The following is a 22,573-nucleotide window of genomic DNA, read 5'->3' as shown; positions in this document are numbered from 1 at the left end:
ACGCAATGCCACCGAGCTTATTTTGTCACTTGCTACTTTTACTATAATTGAGGATGTCGTCGATGCCATTCTGTAGCTCGTTCGTAGGCATAAGCTACGTTAAACAAGATATCCTCGCGCAGCACATTACCAATCAGTTGCATTCCAATTGGCAGTCCTCCATCGTCAAAGCCGCAGGGAACGCTAATTCCAGGCAAACCAGCCAAATTAACGGGAATGGTCATCAAATCTAACAGGTACATACTCAGAGGATCGGCAGTTTTGTCTCCGGCTTTAAACGCGGTAGTCGGAGAAGTAGGACATACCAGAACGTCTACTGATTCAAAGGCGCGATCGAAATCTTGTTTAATTAGAGTCCGAACTTGCTGCGCCTTAAGATAATAGGCATCGTAATAACCAGCCGAGAGGGCATAGGTACCCAACATAATCCGCCGCTTGACTTCTTTGCCAAAACCACTCGCACGGGTATCGGTATACATCGACAGCAGATTATCCGCTTCTTGACGCAAGCCGTATTTTACCGCATCGTAACGAGCTAGATTTGCCGAGGCTTCAGAAGGGGCAATAATGTAGTAGACGGGTAAACCATAGCGGAAACGAGGACAGGAAATTTCGGTAACTTCTGCACCCAAAGCTTCTAACTGAGCGATCGCTTTTCTAACGGTTTCTGCTACCTTGGAATCTAATCCTTCTCCAAAAGTTTCGCTAATAACGCCGACTTTTAATCCCCCCCTAGATTTAAAATCGGGCTGGAGATATTGAGTATAGTCAGGAATCTCGACTTTGAGACTGGTGGAATCGTGTTCGTCGTATCCGGCGATCGCACTCAACAAAATTGCTGCATCTTCCACATTACGAGCAAAAGGTCCAATTTGATCTAAAGAAGAGGCAAACGCTACCAAGCCAAAACGAGACACCAAGCCGTAAGTCGGTTTCATCCCTACTACGCCACACAATGAAGCTGGTTGACGAATCGAGCCGCCCGTATCCGAACCCAGAGAAACTACGCATTCCCCCGCCGCTACTGCTGCCGCCGAACCGCCAGAGGACCCCCCAGGAACCCGTTCTAAATCCCAGGGATTGGCGGTAATGTGGAAGCTAGAGTTTTCCGTAGAACTGCCCATCGCAAACTCATCTAAGTTGGTTTTTCCTACTATTACCGCTCCTGCAGCTTTGATTTTTTGGGTTACGGTAGACTCATAAGGTGGAATGAAATTAGCTAAAAACTGGGAAGCGCAGGTAGTTTTAATTCCCTTGGTACACATATTGTCTTTGATCCCGATGGGAATTCCCTCTAACAGCCCAATAGATTCTCCTGCGGCAATTTTGGCATCTACTCGCTCGGCAGTTGAGAGGGCTAGCTCATCAGTAACCGTGATAAAAGCCCGTACTTTAGGTTCTAAAGTTTCGATACGCTCTAAAGCTTCTCGGGTAATTTCTACTGCCGAACGTTCTTTGCTCACTAACTGCTGATGTAACTGTTTGATATTTGCTGAGTACATCAAATTTTCTTCGATTTAAATAGCTACAGCAATCACTATATCGAGAAATATATCTACTGGGGAGTAAAAAAACAGTTTCCTCTTACAGCAGTTTCCCTGAGAACTTTCAATCCAACTTAAGTGCGATCGCGCTTAGCAAAGCGATCTATGTTAGGCTTACTCAAAAATAGTTAATTGAATATGGTAGGTGTGGGCGATGGTCAAAATATTTGACTACCTGCTATGGCAATAATCGAGCCTTTAGGGGATTGTAAATTTCGATCGAGTGAGATTATTTTTGGCTCTGTTAAACAATGACCATAATAGAGTCTCGGTCAATCGCTTCTTGAAAATCTAGATTAAATTAACCACGACCCTTTTCTGGCAATGACTGAAAAGATTAAGTTTAAGGAAGTCAGAAAAACCCTCCAGCAATCTGGAGTCAAATTCGTGCGTATTCTTTGGTGTGACAATGCCAATATCATCCGTGGCAAAGCCGTACATATAGATATGCTTTTAGATATGCTTTCTGAGTACTTCGACTGGGGTGTGGGCATAGCCGCCGGACAGCAGGGAGTTCCGGTAATGTATGATGCCGTTATACCAAAATCCGGGTTGAGTCCTGTAGGGGAAGTTCGTTTAGTACCTGACTGGTCGAGCTTGAAGATGTTGCCCTATTCTCCAGGTCATGCGCGGGTAATGGGCAACATGGTACATAACGAAGTTCCTTGGTCGTTGTGTCCGCGTAATTTCTTAAGAGAGATCCTTGCAGCAGCAAAACGTCAAGGATTGGAAATTAAGGCAGCATTCGAGAATGAATTTTACTTATTACGGCAAACAGCTAATGGATTAGAACCTGCCGATTTAACAGTCTTCGCCTCTACTCAAGGAATGGATCTCCATAGAGAAGTTATTGATGAGATTGTCTCCTCACTGATCGCTCAAAAGATACCTGTAGAGCAGTATTATCCCGAATCGGGTCCAGGTCAACAGGAGATTTCCATGGGCTACACTGATGCTTGGGATGCGGCTGACTGGCAGATTGCCTTTAGGGAGACTATAAAAGCGATCGCTCACAAACACGATCTAGAAGCTTCTTTTTTACCTAAAATTTTCCCCGATGCTTCTGGTAGCGGGTGTCACATACACTTTAGTCTCTGGCAAAACGGAGAAAACTTGCTGCCCGACAGTCAGAGTATTTGTGGTCTATCTAAAACAGCCAGAGAATTTATTGCTGGGATATTGCATCATCTACCATCGCTCATGGCATTGACCACACCCAGTGTTAACTCCTATCGCCGTTTACTTCCTCACTGTTGGAGTGGTGCTTTTCGCTGTTGGGGACTGGATAACCGCGAAGCAGCCGTGCGAGTACCTAGCAATCCCACTGGCTGCCCCACTCATATTGAATTAAAAACAGTAGATGCCTCTGCCAATCCCTATCTAGCACTGGGTGCTGCGATCGCTGCTGGATTGGATGGGGTGCAAAGAAGTCTCGAAGCACCAGCACCGCTAGCTGTAGATCCCGGAAGCTTGTCCCCTGAAGAACGAGAGGCTCGAGGAATCGAACGACTGCCTACCAATTTAGGAGAAGCGATCGCTCGCCTCCGAGAAAACGATTTGCTTTTAAATGCTTTAAATCCAGAATTATCTCAAGCGTTCTTAGCCGTACGTCAAGCCGAATGGGAAGCGATGAAAGATTGGGAACTAGATCGAGAAGTAAACCAACTGTGGGCGCGATACTAATAGACTTCTCACACGAATTTAGAAATAGTAGGTTGAGAATGTAGTCAAGAGTCAGGAGTTTTGATTGTGTCTCTCTATCTTTAATATTTAAAAATATTTAAAAAAAATATTTATGCAAAAAATCTGATGAACCTTACCGATATTCCCCTTATCGACCAACACGGACATAACTTATTGCAAACACAAGCTGCGGTAGAGTATCCCTATGCTGCTGCATTTACTCAGGGCTATGACCCAGAAATAATCGACTATCATGCTCGTCATACCCTATTCTATCGCCGCAGCTTGCGAGCAATGGCGGCTTTACTAAACTGTCAAGCAGAAGAAGCGGCAATCTTAGAACACCGACAAAATTTGGGACTGGAGAAATTAACTGAGTTGTGTTTTCAATCGGCTAATTTAGAGGCAATTTATTTAGATGACGGATTGGAACCGGATTCGATTTTACCGCTATCGTGGCACGAGCAATTTGTCTCGGTTAAAAGAATTTTGCGCCTAGAAATTTTAGCCGAACGATTGATTCCTCAATGTGAAGACTTTGCAACTTTTATTACCAGATTTGACGACGAAATTGACCCACCGCCATCTAATGTAGTTGCCTTTAAGAGTATCGCTTGTTACCGTACTGGTTTGGCGATCGCAACTGTGAGTTCTGAAGTAGCAGCCCAGAGTTTTAACAATCTAAAACAGCAACTACAAGGGCAATATTTAAGACTGGCTGACAAAGTTTTAATCGATTTTCTACTGCAGCGAGCATTATCAATTGCGGCTAAATATCGCCTTCCAATTCAATTTCACACGGGTTTTGGCGACCCAGATTTAGATCTGAGATTAGCAAATCCGCTGTTGCTGCGTCCTCTGTTAGAATCTCCAGAGTATCGTCAGGTTCCTTTTGTCATACTTCATGCAAGTTATCCTTACGTACGCCAAGCTGGCTATTTGGCCTGTGTATACCCCCACCTTTATTTAGATTTTGGTTTGACACTGCCTTTTTTAAGCTTTTCTGGTATGCGAAATACCTTACGGCAACTACTAGAATTGTCACCTACAAGTAAGTTGATGTATTCTTCCGACGCTAAATTTATTCCCGATTTATATTATTTAGCAGCAAAGTGGAGTCGTCAGATTTTAGCAGAGGTATTAGAAGAAGCGATCGCCGATTCCGATTTGACTACTAAGGAAGCAGAGGCAATTGCGATCGCTATTTTACGCAATAATGCTCTTGCTTTGTATCGCTATTGTTTTAAATCTGGTCGATAGTGTTTAGAGTAGCCATGGGTAATCCTGAGCGGTTCAATTGATTTGCTCGATTGGTCTGAACCTCTTTCATTGTTTCCCTCCAGACTGAAGCTACTGGAATCTAGATGTAAACTTTCGGTCGAGATATAAAACCGTTGATGGGCTAACATAGCAATGCTAGTGAACAATAGTGTCAGTCCTTGATTTGATGCTAAGTTAAACTAGTAATGTAGACTGCGTTCATCAAAAATTATGGTTATTGCTAACAGCCAGGAAAACTCAAAAAGAATTGTTCCTGCACCTCAACCAAGCTTATCTCTAACTTCTGCTACATCAAATATTCCTTCCGCCGTAATCAGCGTCGAATTGAACGAAAATGAAGAAGTTCAGTGGATATGGACTACTTATCCCAATGGTCAAATAGTGGTTACGGGTTACAATATTATTCAAAAATAATTTAACTTTACCGATTTTCTTTTGCATTTCTCACGGTTGGTATATCAAATTCTAATTTAAATGCAGACAAATAGAATAGATCGCTCATAAATCGCCCACCAACAGATTGATTAAATCGTCAGGAATTCGGTTTTGCTAGATATAGGCGTTAATCTCATTTTGGCGATCGCAATAGTAACTCAAGACATCGAAACTAGCTACCATTAATTCGGCGACCCAAAATTATTAAATCTCTCTCGATTCCGTCTAGTTCGGCTACCTGGGGTAAGTGTCCCCAAGTTACAAATCCGTAAGCCGCAAAGAGCTTTAAACTGGGGTAATTGTGAGCAAAAATAAACCCAAGCAGGGTCTTAATTTCTAGTTGCAGACTTTCGGCGATCGCTCTTTCTAATAAACTGCTACCAATTCCCTGCCGCTGATAGTTATAGTCTACATAAATACTTAGTTCGGCAGTGTGGCAATAGGCGGGACGACCGTAAAAAGATTGAAAACTGAGCCAGCCAGCTACAACGCCATTAATTTCAGCTACCCAAAGGGGACGAGTATGAGGGCGATCGCGATACCAATTGAGACGACTGGCAACCGAAATCGGTTCGGTATCGGCAGTAGCAGTGCGATGGGGAATGCTTTGATTGTAAATCTCGACGATCCCTTCGAGATCGCTGGCAACAGCATTGCGAATATACATTGCTTATTACTTATTTACAGAGCCTCGTTTATGTTTTGGAAGAGAACGAGCTATAATCGCCATGTTGAAAATCGAGCGCGCTATTTAATATCTCCTGTCATCAGGACAATTGGTAATTATCTAAAACTAAATTGCCCATCTCTAGCTCTCGATTGCTAATATTCCTCACTCTAACATCAATATGAAAGAGCGTATTGCCAAGATCTACGATAACTTTGCTAACAAATTAGTTCAGTTTAGCCGAGATTTGGGTCGTCCGACTTGGTTAATCTTTCTCTTTGTCTTGACTTTTACTATTATTGCCCTAACTCCCCTGACAGGTAATACTCAACTACCAAGTGATCGCCCGTTGGTGCAACTAAATCGATCCTGTGCCACCAATACGGACAGGGAATTAAGAGGGGTCTGGCTGACTAATATCGATAGCGACGTACTGTTTTCCCGTCAAAAAACTGCTGGGGCGATCGCTCGCTTGGCAGAACTAAATTTTAATACGCTCTATCCTACCGTCTGGAATTGGGGACATACACTCTATCCTTCCCAGATTTCACGACAGGCTACGGGATATGCCCTAGATCCGAGAGAGGAATTGAAAGACCGCGATTTACTCCAAGAAATTATTACTGCAGGACACCAAAAAAATCTGGCGGTAATTCCCTGGTTTGAATTTGGCTTTATGGCACCTGCCGACTCGGTATTGGCACAGCGTCATCCTCAATGGTTGACCAAACGCCAAGATGGCAGCAGTATTTGGTGGGAGGGTAAAGTTCACCAACGAGTTTGGCTCAATCCCCTACATCCAGAAGTCCAGCAGTTGATTAGCGATTTAGTCGTGGAGATAGTTAGTAACTACGATGTAGACGGCATTCAATTTGACGATCACTTTGGTTATCCTTCTGAATTAGGTTACGACGAATACACGGTCAAACTCTATCAACAGGAACACCAAGGACAACTGCCACCAGAAGATAGTCAAGATCCCGAATGGATCCAGTGGCGTGCCGATAAAATTACGGCTTATATGGAAACCCTATTTCATCAAATCAAACGAGCCAATCCCCAAGCAATTGTATCCCTCTCACCCAATCCTCAAGATTTTTCCCTCAACTCTTTTCTGCTAGATTGGTATCGCTGGGAGAGAATGGGATTGATTGAAGAGTTAGTAGTTCAGGTCTATCGCGATCGCCAAGATAGCTTCCTTAGAGAATTACGGCAACCCGAAGTTATTGCTGCCAACCGGCACATTCCCGTAGGAATTGGTATTTTATCTGGTTTGAAAGGTCATCGGGTATATTGGAGCGAGATTAATCAACAGATAAAGGCAGTTCGCGACCGCAATCTCGGTGGCATGTCTTTCTTCTTTTATGAAAGTCTGTGGAATTTAGCTGCCGAATCTCCAGAGCGCAGACAAGCGGCTTTAAAATCAGTTTTCCAAGAGCCAGCGAAGCGTCCGCAAGTAGCTGATTGCCAGTTGGCGGTTAATAATAATTTTAGACACTAGAGGTTTTCAGGGCGAGCGAGCGATACCTTTGACTTCCTGCCAAAGGCTGCCAGTAGAGATATCTCAACCCTACGCTCTCTAGATCGATTCAATAATGAGATGGCTAAGAAAACTATCCTTCAAATCTTTGTTAGTTAAAATAATTATAAAATCGCTTTTCAACTATTTAAATTTTTAACCGATTGCATTTAATTTTATGAAACGCAGAAATCGACCCGACTCCGTATACGATCGCTATAGTCCTCCCAATGGCAAGTCTGCTCCCTCTTCTTCATCCCCTAACAACAAAAATCCCTTTAATGCAGCTAAAGCCGCAATTTTAGCCAGTGTATTTATTTTAGGTATTGTCGTAGGAATTAGCTTAAACTTTAGCAGCAACTCCAACCTTGCCAGTATCGATTCTCGCTTAGAAATCGATCGCCTAGCACCAAATCCCGAACTCTGTCAGCAATTCGGAGCGAGTGCGGTCGTGACCGATATGCGTTTCTTCTTGAGTATGAATCCTTTCAACGTTTTCGTTTCTCAGCCAGTAATGCAACCAGGCTGTATTCTGCGCCAAAATAACTGGTCGCTTCTCGAACAACGAAAACTAGTTAGTTCCGAACAAGTTAGAGACTGTAAGCGCAGAATGAATACTTTTGCTTATACGGGTAGTATAGACGGTTCTCCTCAAATTAACTGCGTATACCAAAATGATGCTGCGGGTAATTTGTTCTTAAATCGTTCGGGAGCGTCTGACGCCAGACCTGAATCTGATAGTTTTTAAGGCAACTTCACTCAGTCTGTTGACTCGCCTCCCTACTTTTCTATAATTGCTCAGTGTGCGATTCTGGTAATTTAATTATCAGAGTCACACTACTTTTTTTGCTATAGCTGTAATAAGATTAAAAATCGTTAAAGTAGGGTGAGAGAGAAATGAGCTACCGTATGGAACGTCGGGCGTATGCAGAGACTTTTGGTCCGACAGTAGGCGATCGCGTCCGTTTGGCGGATACGGATATTATTATTGAAGTCGAACGAGACTATACGCCTTACGGTGATGAAGTCAAGTTTGGTGGCGGTAAAGTCATCCGGGATGGGATGGGACAATCGCCAATTTCGCGCGCAGATGGAGCGGTAGACACGGTAATTACCAATGCCTTGATTCTCGATTGGTGGGGCATCGTCAAAGCCGATCTGGGACTTAAAGACGGCAAAATTCATAAAATTGGCAAAGCAGGCAATCCTCTGATTCAAAATGATGTCGATATTATTATCGGTGCCTCGACCGAAGTCATCGCTGGAGAAGGGATGATTCTCACCGCCGGGGGCATTGACAGCCACATCCACTTCATCTGTCCCCAACAAATCGAAACGGCGATCGCTTCTGGGATTACGACGATGTTTGGCGGCGGTACGGGACCTGCCACCGGTACTAATGCTACCACCTGTACTCCGGGGGAATGGCATATGGCGCGAATGTTGCAGGCTGCCGATGCTTTTCCGATGAATTTGGGCTTTCTGGGCAAGGGGAATAGTGCCAAACCTGAAGGGCTGGTAGAACAGATCGAAGCAGGGGCAATGGGGTTAAAACTACACGAAGACTGGGGTACGACTCCTGGGACGATCGATACCTGTCTTGGGGTTGCCGATGAGTATGACGTACAAGTAGCGATTCACACCGATACTTTAAACGAAGCTGGTTTTGTCGAAAATACCATTGCCGCTTTTAAAAAGCGCGTTATCCATACCTATCACACCGAGGGGGCTGGCGGCGGACACGCACCAGATATCATTAAAGTCTGCGGCGAGACTAATGTTTTGCCTTCTTCTACCAATCCCACTCGACCCTTTACCGTCAACACTTTAGAAGAACACCTCGATATGTTGATGGTTTGCCATCACCTGGATAAAAACAGTCCCGAAGATGTGGCATTTGCCGAGTCGCGCATCCGTGGTGAAACCATTGCTGCCGAAGACATTCTCCACGATTTGGGTGCTTTTAGTGCGATCGCTTCTGATTCTCAAGCCATGGGTAGAGTGGGGGAAGTAATTATCCGTACTTGGCAAACCGCCCACAAAATGAAGCTGCAACGGGGCGTTCTCTCGTCCCCTAGCGAGGAACGAGCCGATAACTTTCGCGCCAAACGCTATATTGCTAAATACACCATCAACCCCGCCATAATGCACGGTATTGCTGATTATGTCGGTTCGGTTGAAGAGGGTAAACTAGCCGACCTCTGTCTTTGGAAACCTGCTTTTTTTGGAGTCAAACCAGAGATAGTCATCAAAGGTGGCGCGATCGCCTGGTCGCAAATGGGCGATGCTAATGCCAGTATACCGACTCCCGAACCAGTGCAAATGCGTCCCATGTTTGGCAGCTATGGCGGTGCGGTAGGGGCGACTTCTTTGAGCTTTATTTCTCAAGCAGCTTTAGAGCGAGGGATTGCCGAACGAATTGGCTTACAAACTCCCGTCGTCGCCGTCTCCAATACTCGTAATCTCAGTAAGGCAGACATGAAACTCAATGATGCTACCCCACAAATTGAGGTAAATCCCGAAACTTATGAGGTGAGAGCAGATGGAGAATTATTGACCTGCGAACCTGCCAAAGTTTTACCGATGGCGCAGCGTTATTTTTTGTTTTAAGTGAAATTAAACGATCTAAAAAAATTATTCCAACTACTAAAGCTATAGACTTTCAAAACTCGAGCCGTATTCTCACAGCTAGGACTTACGCAGTTGAACGAAATTTTCTTGTTTGAGCAACGGGTTGGTCAGGGTAGATTAAGTTTTTAATGCTCGAGTGCGTAAGTCCTGAAACCTTTGTCAAATAATTTAGCTCCCTAGGAAGTATCTCGCTCCGAACCCGATCTCCTTTCGAGCTTTACTCCGCGCCTACCATTTGGGCTAATTGATTTAATTCGATTAAATTACCTTCAGGATCGCGCACTAGAGCTAATTTTACTCCCCAATCGGCAAAATCCCAAGGCTTACTCACAATTTCTACCCCTTGCTGACACAAATACTCAAAGGCTTTGTCTACATCTTCGACGTGAAAGCTCAAAGCAATGGCATCATTTTTATGTCCGAAAGACACTGGAGTATCACTTCCGAAGTATTCGGGAATTTTGTTGCGGTTCAACAGCGTTAGCTTAGTAGCACCATCGGTAAGTTCGATGTAAGTATCTATTTCTGAAGCAAAAGTTACTTTTAATCCTAAGATATCGCGATAAAACTTCAAGCAAGTTTTGTAATCTCCTACGTATAGCCTAGTATAGTTAAATTTAAATTCCATCACTTCTCAATTACAATATTTTTCGAGGGATTTTTTGGCGTTCGAGCGACAATCTAGCTGAATTTTCGGCGATCGCCATAAGATTTCTAGCTACTTTTCAAAAATTTTTGCCAAACAAATCTAAGAAAAGATTACCATATGTCTATATGTCTATTTTTGTCCTCTGTAAAAATTAGCTCGATTTTGTAGTTAATAAATCTATCTCTAAGTAGTTTTCAATTTCCGGCAATCTTTAGCATTAAGATTTAGTCGTTATTGGCGATCGCGACTACCAAAAAGCTATTATCTATTTCCCATTCCCTATTCCCTACTACCTGTTTTATTGACTATCCAAATTAAGTTTCTTAGTTCCTTCTTCCCGCTCCTGAATTTTAATTTGTGAAGGAAAGTCTCGCATGACCAAAGTATAAATATCTGTCGGCATATCAATATCGGCTCTTTCTAAAACTTCTTTAACGGTTTGAGCGACTTTGGAGGTAGTAGCAAGAAACCCAGAACGACGAGAATCTACCCAAAAACGAACTTCCAAATTTACCGTACTAGCAGCTAACTTGTTGACTAAAACATCTGGAGCGGGATCGAGCTCTACTTCTTTTATCGCCTCTAAAGCGCGCAGGATCTCTTCTCTAGCCCGTTCGATATCTTCACCATAATCGATTCCTACTATAATGCTGCTACGGCGACGGGGAGAAGCAGTGTTATTAATAATGCTGGCTTGAAATACTTCTTGATTGGGAATATAGACAACTCGACCATCGTAGGTTTTCATCGTAGTAGCCCGTAGCTGAATCTGAGTAATCGTACCTTCGTAATCGTCAATTACTACTTGGTCGTTGATTCTAAAAGGACGAGCTGCTAGTAAAATTACTCCAGAAATATAATTACTTAAAACATCTTTGAGACTAAAACCAATTGCCACGCTAGTTAGTCCCAAAGCTCCCAACAAGGCTCCAAAATTTAACCCCATCACTCCTAGAGCAATTACCGAACCTACTATCCAAATTCCTCCGTAGCTAAGTCTAGCAATTAGAACTTCAGTAGTAGAGTCTCCTTCAGTTTGTTGTGCCCACCGAAAAGCTAAATAACGTACAACTCTAGCAACCAGTAAAGTAAATCCAATAACAACAATTGCTCCTACTAAGGAAGGTAAATTTGCAACCGTATCTCGTAACAATTCTCTTATCGTACTATAAAGCCTCTGTCCGACATCGATCGCCAGTGGTGGCTTATCCAAAGCGGTATTTAGTCGTTCTGCCCATCTAGCTGCTAAAGCCTCGACGCTAACCCCATAGTCTTCGGCATCTTGCTGGGTTACGGTCATTAAAATTCGATTATTTAGCCTTAAGGTAGCAATTTGTCTCGAAGAGTCGAAAGCGACAGTAACTGGTTCTAGCTCTTCGGCATTAGCCACCACACTAGCAATGCGGCGATTGATAATTTCAGCTCTCGCCCTGGCATTAATTTCGGGCAAGCTGCCAATTTGAATTACCGGTCGATTTCTCACTAACACATCGGCAAAGTACATCCCATCTTCAGGAATTGTTACTGGAGCAGAAGTGTCAGCAGGAGGTAAGATTTCCTCTTGAGCGATCGCTATGGGTTGCGAGATCGTTAATAACCCAACAGTAATAATCATTTTGGGAAATTGACGCAGTAAATCAAATTGCTGTTTCATAGTTGGTTGGATTGACACTCCCATGTATAAATAACTCAAGTTGAGGTGCCATTACATATCAGTTAGACAATGCTCGACATTGTCTTCGAGCGTGTACTTAAAATTAGAGGTCAGTAGTCAAAACAATCGAGTTACGATAGCACTTCGATCGAACTCATATTGTAAACGTCATCTCTCCAGCTAGGGCACGAGAAACCCTTAAACTAAGGGTTTACCAGAAGTTTCTTGTTTTTGATACCAGTTCATTAAAGGTGCTGCACTAATGCCATGAATAACTATCGATAACACTACTACGGTAAAAACGATCCAGGAAATTTGTTCGCCGAGGGTTCCTTCCAAGCTTTTTCCCAAAGCATAAGTTAAATAGTAAATCGAACCAATACCGCGAATACCAAACCAGCCCATCAGATGCTTGGTCGATTTAGGTAAGTTAGTATTAACAGTTGAGAGCCAAACTCCCAAAGGGCGAACGAGAAAAAATAATACTCCCGCTACTAACAATGACTGAGGCAAATAATGAACTATTGGCTCGATAGATAAAATCGTTCCCAATAGCAAGATAGTAGTAATTTCTAGTAGCTTTTCGTTCTGTTCGATAAATTTTAACTGTGCCAAACGCTTTTGAAGATTGACGCAATAGCTTTGTTGAACGATGAAACCAGCTACAAAGACAGCGAGAAACCCATAACCGTTGACTAATTCTGTTAGCGAATACGTTAGTAAAATTAGACTTAAAGCAACAAAATCTTCTAAGAGATTGTCGGCAGGACGACGTTTTTGTATTTTACAATCGCACCAAACGATCGCTTTGGCAACCACAATTCCCATTGCTACTCCGGCAGCTATTGCCCAAAGCAAATCTATGATTACCCATTGAACGAACCAATTATCCCAGTTACTATCTTCTAAGGCAGCAACGCCAAAATAAACAAAAGGAAAGGCTAGAGAATCATTTAATCCGCCTTCAGAAGTCAAACTAAAGCGTAATTCATCTCGATCTTTAATATTTGCTAGCTGAACCTCGGAAGCCAAAACCGGGTCGGTAGGGGCAAGAACTGCACCTAAAACTATTGCTCCACCCCATGATATATCCAACAGCCAATGGACGATCGCTGCCAAACCAAAAATTGAGAAAGGCATTAAAAAACCAATTAACCTAATCGTAGTTTGCCAAGCTCCTAACTTAAGCGGACGGTTGATCTTGAGTCCACAACCAAATACCGAAATGATAACTACAAATTCCGTTAACCTCTCTAGAAATTCAGCGTTGGGACGCAGGTTAATTAGCTTGAAACCATGAGGACCGAGGGCAATTCCTACTGCTAGATAAATTAGAGAATACGATAGGGGCAAACGCTTTATCCAACCCGAACCTAAAGTTACGACTAGCAGCAATAAACCAACCGCCAGTAAGTTAAGAATATATACATCCATATAAATGTTAGGGTAAACCAAATTGAGCTTTCGTCAAACTGGTTAAAAGTTGACTTAACACCGAAATACCTATCGTACCGCCTTTTATTCTGCACAATGCCCATAGCTTTTTCCATACTGTGTTATTTCGAGCATTATCTAAAAATTCATGACCTAGTTCAATGTCAGCATTAATAGTTTGAGCAATTCTTAGAGCTTTAATCCAGCCTCATCAGTGTTTGTTGCGACATTGATATCGTTTCTTTTTTTCGTCGGGTAAGTAAAACGGAGTTTGATTGAATTGTCTCTACTAGCAGACAAACTAACTATACCAATTTTCTATACCAATTTTGGCTTTTCTCTCTTCGTTATTGATATACATGGCGTTGAGCGATTAATAAAAACCGCACCACTTTCGCACCACTTTTTAAAGAGATTACAAAAGACTACAATTATCTACTATCCAAATTGATATTATCAATACCAAACTGCAACAACCACCAGCATTAGGGGATGAAACTGTACCTTTGGAATCTGCCATCGGTACATTTGAGGGAGATTCGAGGGAAGATATTAAGTTTAAACTCGAATCATTTACTCAAGGTGTTGATGGTAATACGCAATTTTCAGTCGATCCTGGTGCTCTTGTTTCTAATAAAGATGTTCAACAACTAATATAGTAATTTGACTCTGGCGATCGCCGAAAATTTCCAAGACAACGACCCAGAAGATGTTCTCACCTACACTACTACTTTAGCCGATGGTGCTGCCATTTTCGTCAATGCAGGTGGTAGTGCCTATACCGATAGCCTGGGACAGCAATGGTCTGCCAGTGGAGATTTTAGCGGTGGTAGTAACTACTTTAAGAGCAATGCGATCGCTCTGGTTGTCCAATAATTAACAGTAAATCTCTAAGCTTTCTCAAACCTGTAGCCTTGCGTAGAGTAGATACTGCAGCAAGTTGACTTAGCTTTCTTTCTAATTCCGCTGTAGTTAAACTGTCTAATTGCATTACTCAGATACTCATACCTTAATTTACCAACGCCGAAAAATTATTGGTAATTAACCTTAACCTCAATCAAACCAAATAGAGTCTTCTACTCACGACGCATCTGACTAATAGCAGTTATAAAAGCACTGGGTAGTTAGTCAGGCAGTAAAAATTTTAGATGTCTATTTGGATTCGTTTTGTACGTCATCTCAACTGGATAACCCTACAAAAAACTATTGCTAGCGTTATTGAAAAACGGTTGACTGGCTTATCGGCGGAAATGGCTTATCATGCCATGTTGGGTTTATTTCCCGCAATTATTGCTACCTTAACCGCCATTGGTTTGTTTGAAACTTCAGTAGAAACCAAATTGCGTTATCTTACCATTTATTTCGCTGATATAATTCCTCGGCAAGTATGGAACTTACTCCTAGAATTTATTCGCGAAATCAAGCATTCAGAGGGAACTAGCTGGTTTTCTTTAAGCTCTATTGCCGCTATCTGGATTATTTCTGGGGTTTTGAGTGCGGCAATTAATGCTCTAGACCAAATTCATCAAGTTCCTCCAGCAAATAGACGTTCTTTTTGGCAAGCTAGATTACTGGCAATTTTGCTGACTCTTTGCACGATCGCCTTATTGATTGTTGCTGGTTTTTTGCTCTGGATCGGAGATTTTTTACTACAAATAGCACTACAACAAAGCTGGAATCGCCTGTTACTAATTACTTGGAAAATTTTTAGCGCCATACTAATATTAACTATTTTTACCATTACTGTCTGTTCGATCTACCAATTGCAAACCAAACTGAGCCGAAAACGAGAACAAGTAAGAGCCAATTTGATTAATGGAATTATTCTGATTAGCTCATTATTAATGCATTTGGTCTATTCTGGTTATCTTGCCGTCCAAAATATAATTATTGATTCGAATCTTAAGTTTAACCTCAGCCTAGTTTCAATTTATATCTGGCGATTATTAGGATTTCCTATCGCACTTGCCGTAGTCGCCACCGCTTTTGGTCTAATTTATCGTTTCGGTGCTAGCTATCGAACGCCAAACATTCCGATTGTACCCGGCGCAACAATAGCAGCTATCTCTTGGGCGATAGTTTCGCTGCTGTTTCGAATCTATGTTACCCATATAGGTGGGTACAACAAGATCTATGGTGCCGTAGGTACGGTAGTCGTTCTAATGCTTTGGCTGTATCTTAGTTCTTTAGTTATGCTTTTAGGGGAACAGCTTAATGTGATTGTCGGCAAAACCATGCTCGAAGATTGCCGCGATCGAGAGTTCGATATCTAAGTAACTCAATTTCGCCCTCCCTAAGAAAGGAAGAGCATCGAGAAAGAGGCTATTTTTTCTCTTGTCGAAGTTACCTCACATAGATAATTCTAAATTTTTTCCCTTCTGCTAGTGGTAATTATCTTTTCGCCATCAATACTCAGCGCGCCAGCACCAGCAGCAATTACCATTAATAATCCGCCAATCAAACCGATATTTTTGAGAAAATCATTAAGTTGAGTAGGATCGGCAATAGGATTGTGAAATACTAAAGTGGCAGGAATTAGAAATATAATCAATAGAATCGAGCCGAGACGAACCTTAAAACCTAATAGTAACGATAGACCTCCTAATATTTGAAATATTACGGTAAAAGCTAACAAAATATTGGGAACCGGTAAACCATTACCCGCCATCATTTCTACAGTCCCATTGAAGTTTAAAAGATGGCTGATACCTGCCTTGAGAAAAATTAAACAAAGACAGATGCGAGCTGCTAAGGCAACGTATTTCATTAGTAAAAACCTCCACTATGCTAGTTCAAGAATGAGAGCGAACTTGTCTTTTTGAATCTAAAAAATCTGGCGAGTATGAGTTTTGGTGAGCAAAAATCTGGCGAACTTTGCGCTCGTGGAATAAATAATCCCGAACCCAGCTAATCAATAAACTCAGACGATTAAAGCCGCCAGGAAGATAATACAGATGAATCAGCAACCACAGCAACCAGCAGAAAAAGCCTTTGATGGGAATTTTACCGAACAAATAAGCGACACCGGCATTACGAGCGATAATTGCCGCAGTGCCTTTATTAAAATAGTCGAATGGTTGGGGCGCTAATCCTCTTAATTGTCGTTTGAGATTGCGAGCTACTGTAGCACCCTGCTGTAGTGCTTCAGGGGCTACCCCAGCCAGAGGTTTACCATCTTGTCTGACAAAAGCAACATCGCCAACAGCATAAACTTCCGGATATTCTAGAAGCTGCAGAGTCGATCGCACGCAAATTTTATCTTTTTTAGCTGTAGCTAGTTGACGCTCGCTAATGGGTAAATTGGCTTCTACTCCTGCCGTCCAAATAACCGCAGCAGTTTCGATAGTAGTTCCGTCATTTAATTCTACCGCCCCAGGCAGCACGGAACTGACCCTGCTGTTTAAATGGACTTTGACTCCCCGAAGACGCAACTGCCGACAAGTATAATTGCTTAAATCTTCGGGATAACTAGCTAGTAATCTCTCGCCCGAATGAATTAAAAATAAACGTAATTGGTTTAAATCGAGCGAGGGATAATCTCTAGCTAGAGTTTCCTCGATCAGCTCGATTGATGCTCCTGCTAGCTCTACTCCCGTAGGACCTCCACCTACAACAACTATGGTTAATAGCTGCTGTTTTCGTTCTAGATCGCTTTCACAGGCGGCTCGTTCGATATTTCTCAGCAGGCGATCGCGCAATCTTACTGCATCTTCTAATGTCCGCATCGGTAAAGAATACTGGGGCGCACCGTCTATACCCAGAAATTTGGTTTGGCTGCCGGTGGCTAATACTAAATAATCATAGGTAACCTCAAGGCGATCGCTATGAATGACTTTAGCCTCAAAGTCTATATCTTCAACCTCTGCTTGTAAAAAACGAGCATTGGGAATAGAGCGCAGAATGAGACGCAAGGGATAGGCGATAACCTCTGGTGAAATAAAGCCAGTGGCAACTTGATAGAGTAAGGGAATAAAAGTATGGTAGTTATGGCGATCGATTAGTAAGATGTCTGCATTAGAGCGAGCTAATTTTTTAACCGCTCTCAAACCTGCAAAACCAGCACCAATTACTACTATTTTAGGTTGAACCAACACTGTTGCTGTTTTGTACTGATAAAAAGGTTCAGATTAATCCTGGTCGAATGCAGGTTAGTTTTAACATTACAAAATTTAATACTTGCTTTTCATTATTACCTTGATGTTTTGTTATTGGTCTCTGTCTTTAGTAATAGATTGGAGAAAGTAATAGTGCGATCGCCTTCTAGATTTATCATCAATAATTATCAAGCTGGATACTGGTCGAATTTTTGCATCAATTCCAATAACTCCTCTTGACTGGGTTTTCTTCCGTCTTTAGTTAACTCTGCTAATCCTTCAAAATACTGCTCTCGCGAATCTGCAGGACAAAACATAATGAGTAATTTCGAGCGCATCGAGCTAGGATTAGAAAAACCGTGAGGCGTATTTTCTGGTACGGTCATTAGTGTTCCAGGTAAAGCAGTAGTTATTCTATCTCGATCCGACATCAATTCTATTTCGCCCTCAACGACGTAAAAGATTTCGGTCAAGTGTTTATGTATGTGGCGACTTGCGCCTTGAGTTTCTGGCTCTAATGTAAACTCAAATAGTCCAAAATGACCGTGAGTATCTTTTCCCGTCAGCTTAAAGGTGCAGGTACTCGTGCCAATTTGGACGGACTTTCCTTCTCCCGGCTGAAGAATAATAGGTAATGACATTTTTAAACCTCTTTTAAAGATAAATTAAAACTAGATCCAAGTGCGATCGCCTTCAACTAGATTTTTCTCTACTAAGATGATGCAGTTTTACTATCAAACACTTTCACTATACTCTCGTCCTGTATGGATTATGCTGCTGGAGAAACAAGTTCCTTTCGAGCCAATCGAACTAGCATTAAATGGCGACCAATGGCAGCTTGAGTTTTTAAAAATTAATCCTTTTGGTCGCGTTCCCGTACTAGTAGACAATGGCTTCTCAATCTTTGAATCTCTGACTATTTTGGACTATCTCGAACTTCGGTATCCAACTCCTGCCTTTTTACCCACAGACACCAAGACATTAACCATCGTTCGCATGACGGAATGCTTAGGTTCTGTTGACGTAAAGAGGCAAAGATGAGAAAGTACCTGAAGTTGCTGATTTTAGTCAAAAAATTCTTCATGAAATCTCGTGTTAAGTTGGACGATTCTGCTTGGCAGCAAATTTTCGTTGTTCTGAGCCACCAACAAGACATCCGTATCAAAGACCCCAAAGCTTGTCGTCGTTTTCTGAATGCGGTTCTCTGGATTACTCGCACAGGTGCTCAATGGCGTGAATTACCCAAACGTTTTGGCAACTGGAACAGCCTCTACAAACGATATCGGCGTTGGTGTCAGAAGGGAGTTTGGCATCGTCTCTTGCAAGAAATGTCCCACTCTGCTGACTTAGAAAGTTTAATTCCCGATAGCACCATGATTCGTGCTCATCCCTGTGCAGCAGGAGCAAAAGGGGGTCAGAAAAACACTCTTTAGGAGGTTCTTGTGGCGGATTTAGTACCAAGTTACATGCTGTGGTAGATGCGTTGGGCAATCCGCTGCGGTTGCTTCTGACTCCAGGGCAAACCGCCGATATCAGTCAAGGAGAGGCATTGGTGGCTGGTTATCGAGCTCAACAGGTAATTGCCGATAAAGGCTATGATTGTGATGCTTTTGTGGTCTTGATTGAGGAAACTGGTGCTCAAGGCGTGATTCCGCCTCGTTCTGGTCGCCTCAACCCTAGAGATTACGATTCACATCTGTACAAGGAGCGACATCTAGTTGAGTGCTTTTTTAACAAACTTAAATACTATCGTCGCGTTTTCAGCCGTTTTGACAAAACTGACGAATGTTATTTGGGATTTGCCGAATTTGCTTCGGCTTTAATTTGGTTGCGTTAATTGTGTCAACAGAACCTAGCACTAAACGAGTTAATTCCTGCCATGCTTGCTCTCATTCGTGAAACTAACAACAAAAATCAGATCGAAAGAGCTAAGCAGCAGATCCTTAGCATGCTTAATTTTCTAGAAAAGCAACTTGCTAGTAACTCCTATATTGCTGGCGATCGCCTCAGCATAGCTGAAATCGTCGCAGGATCGCTGATTCTGTGGTTGCCTTACCTAAAGGTTTCTCTATCGAATTATCCAAGTGTAGAACACTGGTCAAGACAATTAATGCAGCGTCCAGCTTGGCAAGCAACTCAACCTAATTCCCAAATTATTCAAAATTGGCTAAGACGAATTAAAAAATTACCTAAAGTTAGAGCTAGACAGTGGCAGCAACAGAAAAAATCAGCATCAAACAACAGACTTTAACTACGGAGGGTAACATTTAACTCCTTTTCTAGAGTATTACGAACTTTTTGATGAACGGGGTCGACATCTTTGTCGCTTAAAGTGCGATCGCCTGCGCGATAAATTAAGTTAAAGGCTAGACTGCGCTGTCCTTCAGGAACGTTTTTACCGCGATATTCATCAAAAATTTCGATTTCTTGGAGTAATTTACCTCCCGCTTTAGTCATCGCTCGTTCGATTTCGGCTACGGAGATTTCTAATGGAGCGAAAAAGGCGATATCTCTAGCCGCACCCGGATAAGTAGAATAAGCTTCAAATTTGGGAGTGGTGAGTTCCTCTCGATCTAAAGCAGCTAACAAAACTTCAAAAGCCAGTTGAAACACATAAACTTCTTCTGGTAAATCGCGCTGCTGTCCCAGTTGGGGGTGAAGTTGCCCGAAAATTCCCAGATGCTCCTCACCTAACCATAGAGAAGCGGTACGTCCTGGATGCAATCTCTCTTCCCTAGTTTCAGGACGATATTCTACGGATAGACCGAGATTGGTTAAAACATTATCTAAAATACCTTTCGCCTCATACCAACTCATTGGCTTACCTTTACCACTATTCACCCACAAACCTTCAGAGAATAAATTACCGCCCATAATTCCTGCAACTACATCGGCTTCATGTAGCTTGTTTTCTTCGGGCACGAATACTCGTTCGATTTCAAAAGCATTTAACGCACCATTTCCCTGAGATAGATTATAGGCAAAAGCATCGAGCAGACCAGAGAGTAAATCGGTTCTCAAAGCCGAATATTCAGCAAACAACGGGTTAGCTAGCCCCATTTCTCTACCCGTTGGCTTGACGAGAGAGTAGTGTACCACCTCAGTCAGCCCGACACCTCGGAATGCAGTTCTCAGCTTATTTTTAAGATAATATTCAAAAGAAAGATAGCCTGGTTCGGTTTTGGCAGGTAGGGTATCGGCGAAGCGATCGTAACCGTAGAGGCGCGCTACTTCTTCGATGAGGTCGATTTCGCGCTCTAAATCCCGGTAACGATAAGGTGGAATGGCAACTCTCCAGACGCGATCGCCTGCTGAGACTGTTTCTAACTTACAGCCCAAAGCACCGAGAATCGATTCTACTTCTGTCGCTTCAATATAACCGGTGCCATTTTCTTTAGTAACCGTGCCTAAAACTTGATGAATTCTTGTCAAACGCAACTCGATCGCGCTACGACTGGCGGGATCGACTCGGTTATCGGCTATGGTTTGGCTGACTACTTTACCCCCTGCTAATTCTTGTAATAAAGCGATCGCCCGACTACTGGCTGCATCTAATTCAACTTGATTGACTCCCCGTTCGTAACGAGTAGAGGCTTCGCTCCGCAAACCTACAGCGCGCGAGGAACGGCGAATGGCTACGGGGTCGAATAAAGCTGCTTCTAGAACGATATTTTGTGTCTTGTTATCTACTTCTGTAGCTGCGCCCCCCATCACCCCTGCTAGAGCTACTGGTTGGTTATTGGCGGTAATCAATAAGTTGCGATCGCTCAAACTTCTGACTTTATCATCCAAGGTCTTGAGATTTTCTGCGTTTTCCGCAAACCGCACTCCAATAGTTAATTCCTCGGTACCAGCTACCTGTTGTAATTTTTCTCGGTCGAAGGCATGAAGGGGCTGTCCCCATTCCAACAGTACGTAGTTAGTAATATCTACTACGTTATTTATCGGACGTACTCCCGCTCCTTGCAGTCGCCGTTTCAGCCAATCAGGAGAAGCTCCTAGTTGAACATTTTCGATCGCCGTACCGATGTAGACAGGACAAGCTAGTTTATCTTCAATCTCAATTGACAGAGAATTAGTTTGGGAAACTTCAATTTCTGGAATTTTGGGTAATTTGACCGATTTATCGGTCAATGCTGCAACTTCTCGCGCTATTCCTACCATACTCAAAGCATCGGCGCGATTGGCTGTGGTTGCGAGGTCTAAAATTACATCATCTAAACCCAGCAGAGGACGCACGTCATCTCCCGGTTCGATCCTTTCTTCGGTAAAAATATGGATGCCCTCTGATTCAGATTCTAAACCCAATTCTGAGAGAGAACAAATCATACCCTCTGAAGCTTCGCCTCGCAATTTGGTACGTTTTAGTTTGAGGTCGATCGCAGGTAAATAAGTGCCGATGGTAGCTACGGCAACGTAAATATCTGCTCTGACATTAGCCGCACCACAAACGATATTTAGTGGGGTTTCTCCGCCTACATCTACCTTACAGACGCTGAGTTTATCGGCATTGGGATGGCGATCGCGCTCGATTACTCTACCGACTACTACTCCATCAGCATTGGTTCGTAAATCTTCAATTTCTTCTAGTTCAAAGCCGGCAATGGTTAAAATTTTCCCCAACTCTGCTGGAGATAGATTGACATCGACTAATTCTCGTAACCAGTTTAAAGAGACGCGCATCGAATCCTAATTTATTCAATCAATTTTTTTCCGCTCAAATATTCTAACCTTTATAGGTATAATCGCTGAAGCAGCGATCACTATTTTTAAGTCTCAATCGGTCGCTGGATGTAAAATCCAGCGACCGATTGAGAAGGAGGCGGTTGCTGAGGCTTCCTCAGTAATTAAAGACCTCCGTCGTTGCTCAATCACGCCAGCGACCATTATGTTTGACTAAATTCACCTGCTATCTCTACAATTACCAAGATTTTTTTTAGGTTATTAGCAAATTTAAGTAAATTTATTTAGTTATAAACTCT

At 42.7% G+C, this 22,573-nt stretch carries 20 protein-coding genes; 11 read left to right on the top strand and 9 right to left on the bottom strand.

The features are described from left to right. Positions 1-41: 41 nt before the first annotated feature. A complete protein-coding gene (gatA, locus tag ACLFKQ_RS17995; protein WP_449001153.1) occupies positions 42-1,502 on the bottom strand; it encodes an Asp-tRNA(Asn)/Glu-tRNA(Gln) amidotransferase subunit GatA in 1,461 nt (486 codons plus the stop codon). Positions 1,503-1,868: 366 nt separating this feature from the next. On the opposite strand from gatA, the gene ACLFKQ_RS17990 reads away from it, so the two are divergent. The 3 genes from ACLFKQ_RS17990 to ACLFKQ_RS17980 all read left to right on the top strand — a co-directional run bounded on the left by ACLFKQ_RS17990 (position 1,869) and on the right by ACLFKQ_RS17980 (position 4,922). Then, complete coding sequence (locus tag ACLFKQ_RS17990) at positions 1,869-3,227, top strand: glutamine synthetase family protein (protein ID WP_449001152.1); 1,359 nt, start codon at positions 1,869-1,871, stop codon at positions 3,225-3,227. 126 nt (positions 3,228-3,353) lie between these two features. Beyond that, positions 3,354-4,487 carry an amidohydrolase family protein gene (locus ACLFKQ_RS17985; RefSeq protein ID WP_449001151.1) on the top strand — a complete coding sequence of 378 codons (1,134 nt, stop codon included), beginning with the start codon at positions 3,354-3,356 and terminating at the stop codon, positions 4,485-4,487. Positions 4,488-4,718: 231 nt separating this feature from the next. After that, on the top strand, positions 4,719-4,922 hold the full coding sequence (locus ACLFKQ_RS17980; protein ID WP_449001150.1) for a hypothetical protein: 204 nt from the start codon (positions 4,719-4,721) through the stop codon (positions 4,920-4,922). Between the two features lie 193 nt (positions 4,923-5,115). Here the strand turns inward: ACLFKQ_RS17980 and ACLFKQ_RS17975 are convergent, their stop codons facing one another. Further along, a complete protein-coding gene (locus ACLFKQ_RS17975; protein WP_449001149.1) occupies positions 5,116-5,610 on the bottom strand; it encodes an N-acetyltransferase family protein in 495 nt (164 codons plus the stop codon). Between the two features lie 181 nt (positions 5,611-5,791). On the opposite strand from ACLFKQ_RS17975, the gene ACLFKQ_RS17970 reads away from it, so the two are divergent. The 3 genes from ACLFKQ_RS17970 to ureC all read left to right on the top strand — a co-directional run bounded on the left by ACLFKQ_RS17970 (position 5,792) and on the right by ureC (position 9,739). Beyond that, positions 5,792-7,111: a glycoside hydrolase family 10 protein gene (locus tag ACLFKQ_RS17970; protein WP_449001148.1), complete on the top strand. Its 1,320-nt coding sequence runs from the start codon at positions 5,792-5,794 to the stop codon at positions 7,109-7,111. Positions 7,112-7,307: 196 nt separating this feature from the next. Next, a complete protein-coding gene (locus tag ACLFKQ_RS17965) occupies positions 7,308-7,877 on the top strand; it encodes a DUF3172 domain-containing protein (RefSeq protein ID WP_449001147.1) in 570 nt (189 codons plus the stop codon). Between the two features lie 149 nt (positions 7,878-8,026). Continuing rightward, positions 8,027-9,739 (top strand): urease subunit alpha, encoded by a 1,713-nt coding sequence (gene ureC / locus ACLFKQ_RS17960; protein WP_449001146.1) that lies wholly within the window; start codon positions 8,027-8,029, stop codon positions 9,737-9,739. Positions 9,740-9,977: 238 nt separating this feature from the next. Here the strand turns inward: ureC and ACLFKQ_RS17955 are convergent, their stop codons facing one another. The 3 genes from ACLFKQ_RS17955 to ACLFKQ_RS17945 all read right to left on the bottom strand — a co-directional run bounded on the left by ACLFKQ_RS17955 (position 9,978) and on the right by ACLFKQ_RS17945 (position 13,497). Further along, complete coding sequence (locus tag ACLFKQ_RS17955) at positions 9,978-10,388, bottom strand: VOC family protein (protein WP_449001145.1); 411 nt, start codon at positions 10,386-10,388, stop codon at positions 9,978-9,980. Positions 10,389-10,707: 319 nt separating this feature from the next. Next, a complete protein-coding gene (locus ACLFKQ_RS17950) occupies positions 10,708-12,063 on the bottom strand; it encodes a mechanosensitive ion channel family protein (RefSeq protein ID WP_449001144.1) in 1,356 nt (451 codons plus the stop codon). Between the two features lie 198 nt (positions 12,064-12,261). Next, positions 12,262-13,497, bottom strand: a complete 1,236-nt coding sequence (locus tag ACLFKQ_RS17945; RefSeq protein ID WP_449001143.1) for a cation:proton antiporter — start codon at positions 13,495-13,497, stop codon at positions 12,262-12,264. Positions 13,498-14,160: 663 nt separating this feature from the next. On the opposite strand from ACLFKQ_RS17945, the gene ACLFKQ_RS17940 reads away from it, so the two are divergent. Both ACLFKQ_RS17940 and ACLFKQ_RS17935 read left to right on the top strand, forming a co-directional pair. Further along, positions 14,161-14,373 carry a hypothetical protein gene (locus tag ACLFKQ_RS17940; RefSeq protein WP_449001142.1) on the top strand — a complete coding sequence of 71 codons (213 nt, stop codon included), beginning with the start codon at positions 14,161-14,163 and terminating at the stop codon, positions 14,371-14,373. Positions 14,374-14,645: 272 nt separating this feature from the next. Then, the gene (locus ACLFKQ_RS17935; RefSeq protein ID WP_449001141.1) at positions 14,646-15,770 is read left to right on the top strand and encodes a YihY/virulence factor BrkB family protein; all 1,125 of its coding nucleotides are present in this window, start codon (positions 14,646-14,648) and stop codon (positions 15,768-15,770) included. 89 nt (positions 15,771-15,859) lie between these two features. Here the strand turns inward: ACLFKQ_RS17935 and ACLFKQ_RS17930 are convergent, their stop codons facing one another. From ACLFKQ_RS17930 to ACLFKQ_RS17920, 3 genes are all read right to left on the bottom strand, one after another. Beyond that, complete coding sequence (locus tag ACLFKQ_RS17930; RefSeq protein WP_449001140.1) at positions 15,860-16,264, bottom strand: DoxX family protein; 405 nt, start codon at positions 16,262-16,264, stop codon at positions 15,860-15,862. Between the two features lie 25 nt (positions 16,265-16,289). Further along, positions 16,290-17,591, bottom strand: coding sequence for an NAD(P)/FAD-dependent oxidoreductase (locus tag ACLFKQ_RS17925; RefSeq protein ID WP_449001139.1), 1,302 nt, complete (start codon positions 17,589-17,591; stop codon positions 16,290-16,292). Between the two features lie 188 nt (positions 17,592-17,779). Then, positions 17,780-18,232: a cupin domain-containing protein gene (locus tag ACLFKQ_RS17920; RefSeq protein ID WP_449001138.1), complete on the bottom strand. Its 453-nt coding sequence runs from the start codon at positions 18,230-18,232 to the stop codon at positions 17,780-17,782. 76 nt (positions 18,233-18,308) lie between these two features. Between ACLFKQ_RS17920 and ACLFKQ_RS17915 the strand changes: the two genes are divergently transcribed. The 3 genes from ACLFKQ_RS17915 (at position 18,309) to ACLFKQ_RS17905 (ending at position 19,842) form a co-directional block, all read left to right on the top strand. Then, on the top strand, positions 18,309-18,632 hold the full coding sequence (locus tag ACLFKQ_RS17915) for a glutathione S-transferase family protein (protein ID WP_449001137.1): 324 nt from the start codon (positions 18,309-18,311) through the stop codon (positions 18,630-18,632). Between the two features lie 41 nt (positions 18,633-18,673). Further along, positions 18,674-19,428 (top strand): IS5 family transposase gene (locus ACLFKQ_RS17910; RefSeq protein WP_448998612.1). Its coding sequence is split into 2 segments (ribosomal slippage): positions 18,674-18,994 and positions 18,997-19,428, totalling 753 coding nucleotides; the frame shifts between segments, so codons are not numbered across the junction. 42 nt (positions 19,429-19,470) lie between these two features. Further along, complete coding sequence (locus tag ACLFKQ_RS17905; protein WP_449001299.1) at positions 19,471-19,842, top strand: glutathione S-transferase family protein; 372 nt, start codon at positions 19,471-19,473, stop codon at positions 19,840-19,842. Here ACLFKQ_RS17905 and pheT read toward each other — a convergent pair. Then, positions 19,839-22,274 carry a phenylalanine--tRNA ligase subunit beta gene (gene pheT, locus ACLFKQ_RS17900; protein WP_449001136.1) on the bottom strand — a complete coding sequence of 812 codons (2,436 nt, stop codon included), beginning with the start codon at positions 22,272-22,274 and terminating at the stop codon, positions 19,839-19,841. The two genes, ACLFKQ_RS17905 and pheT, sit on opposite strands and share 4 nt — an antisense overlap. Positions 22,275-22,573 lie beyond the last annotated feature (299 nt).

The organism is Myxosarcina sp. GI1(2024) (assembly GCF_053543375.1).
This window is presented reverse-complemented; position numbering and strand designations above follow the sequence as displayed.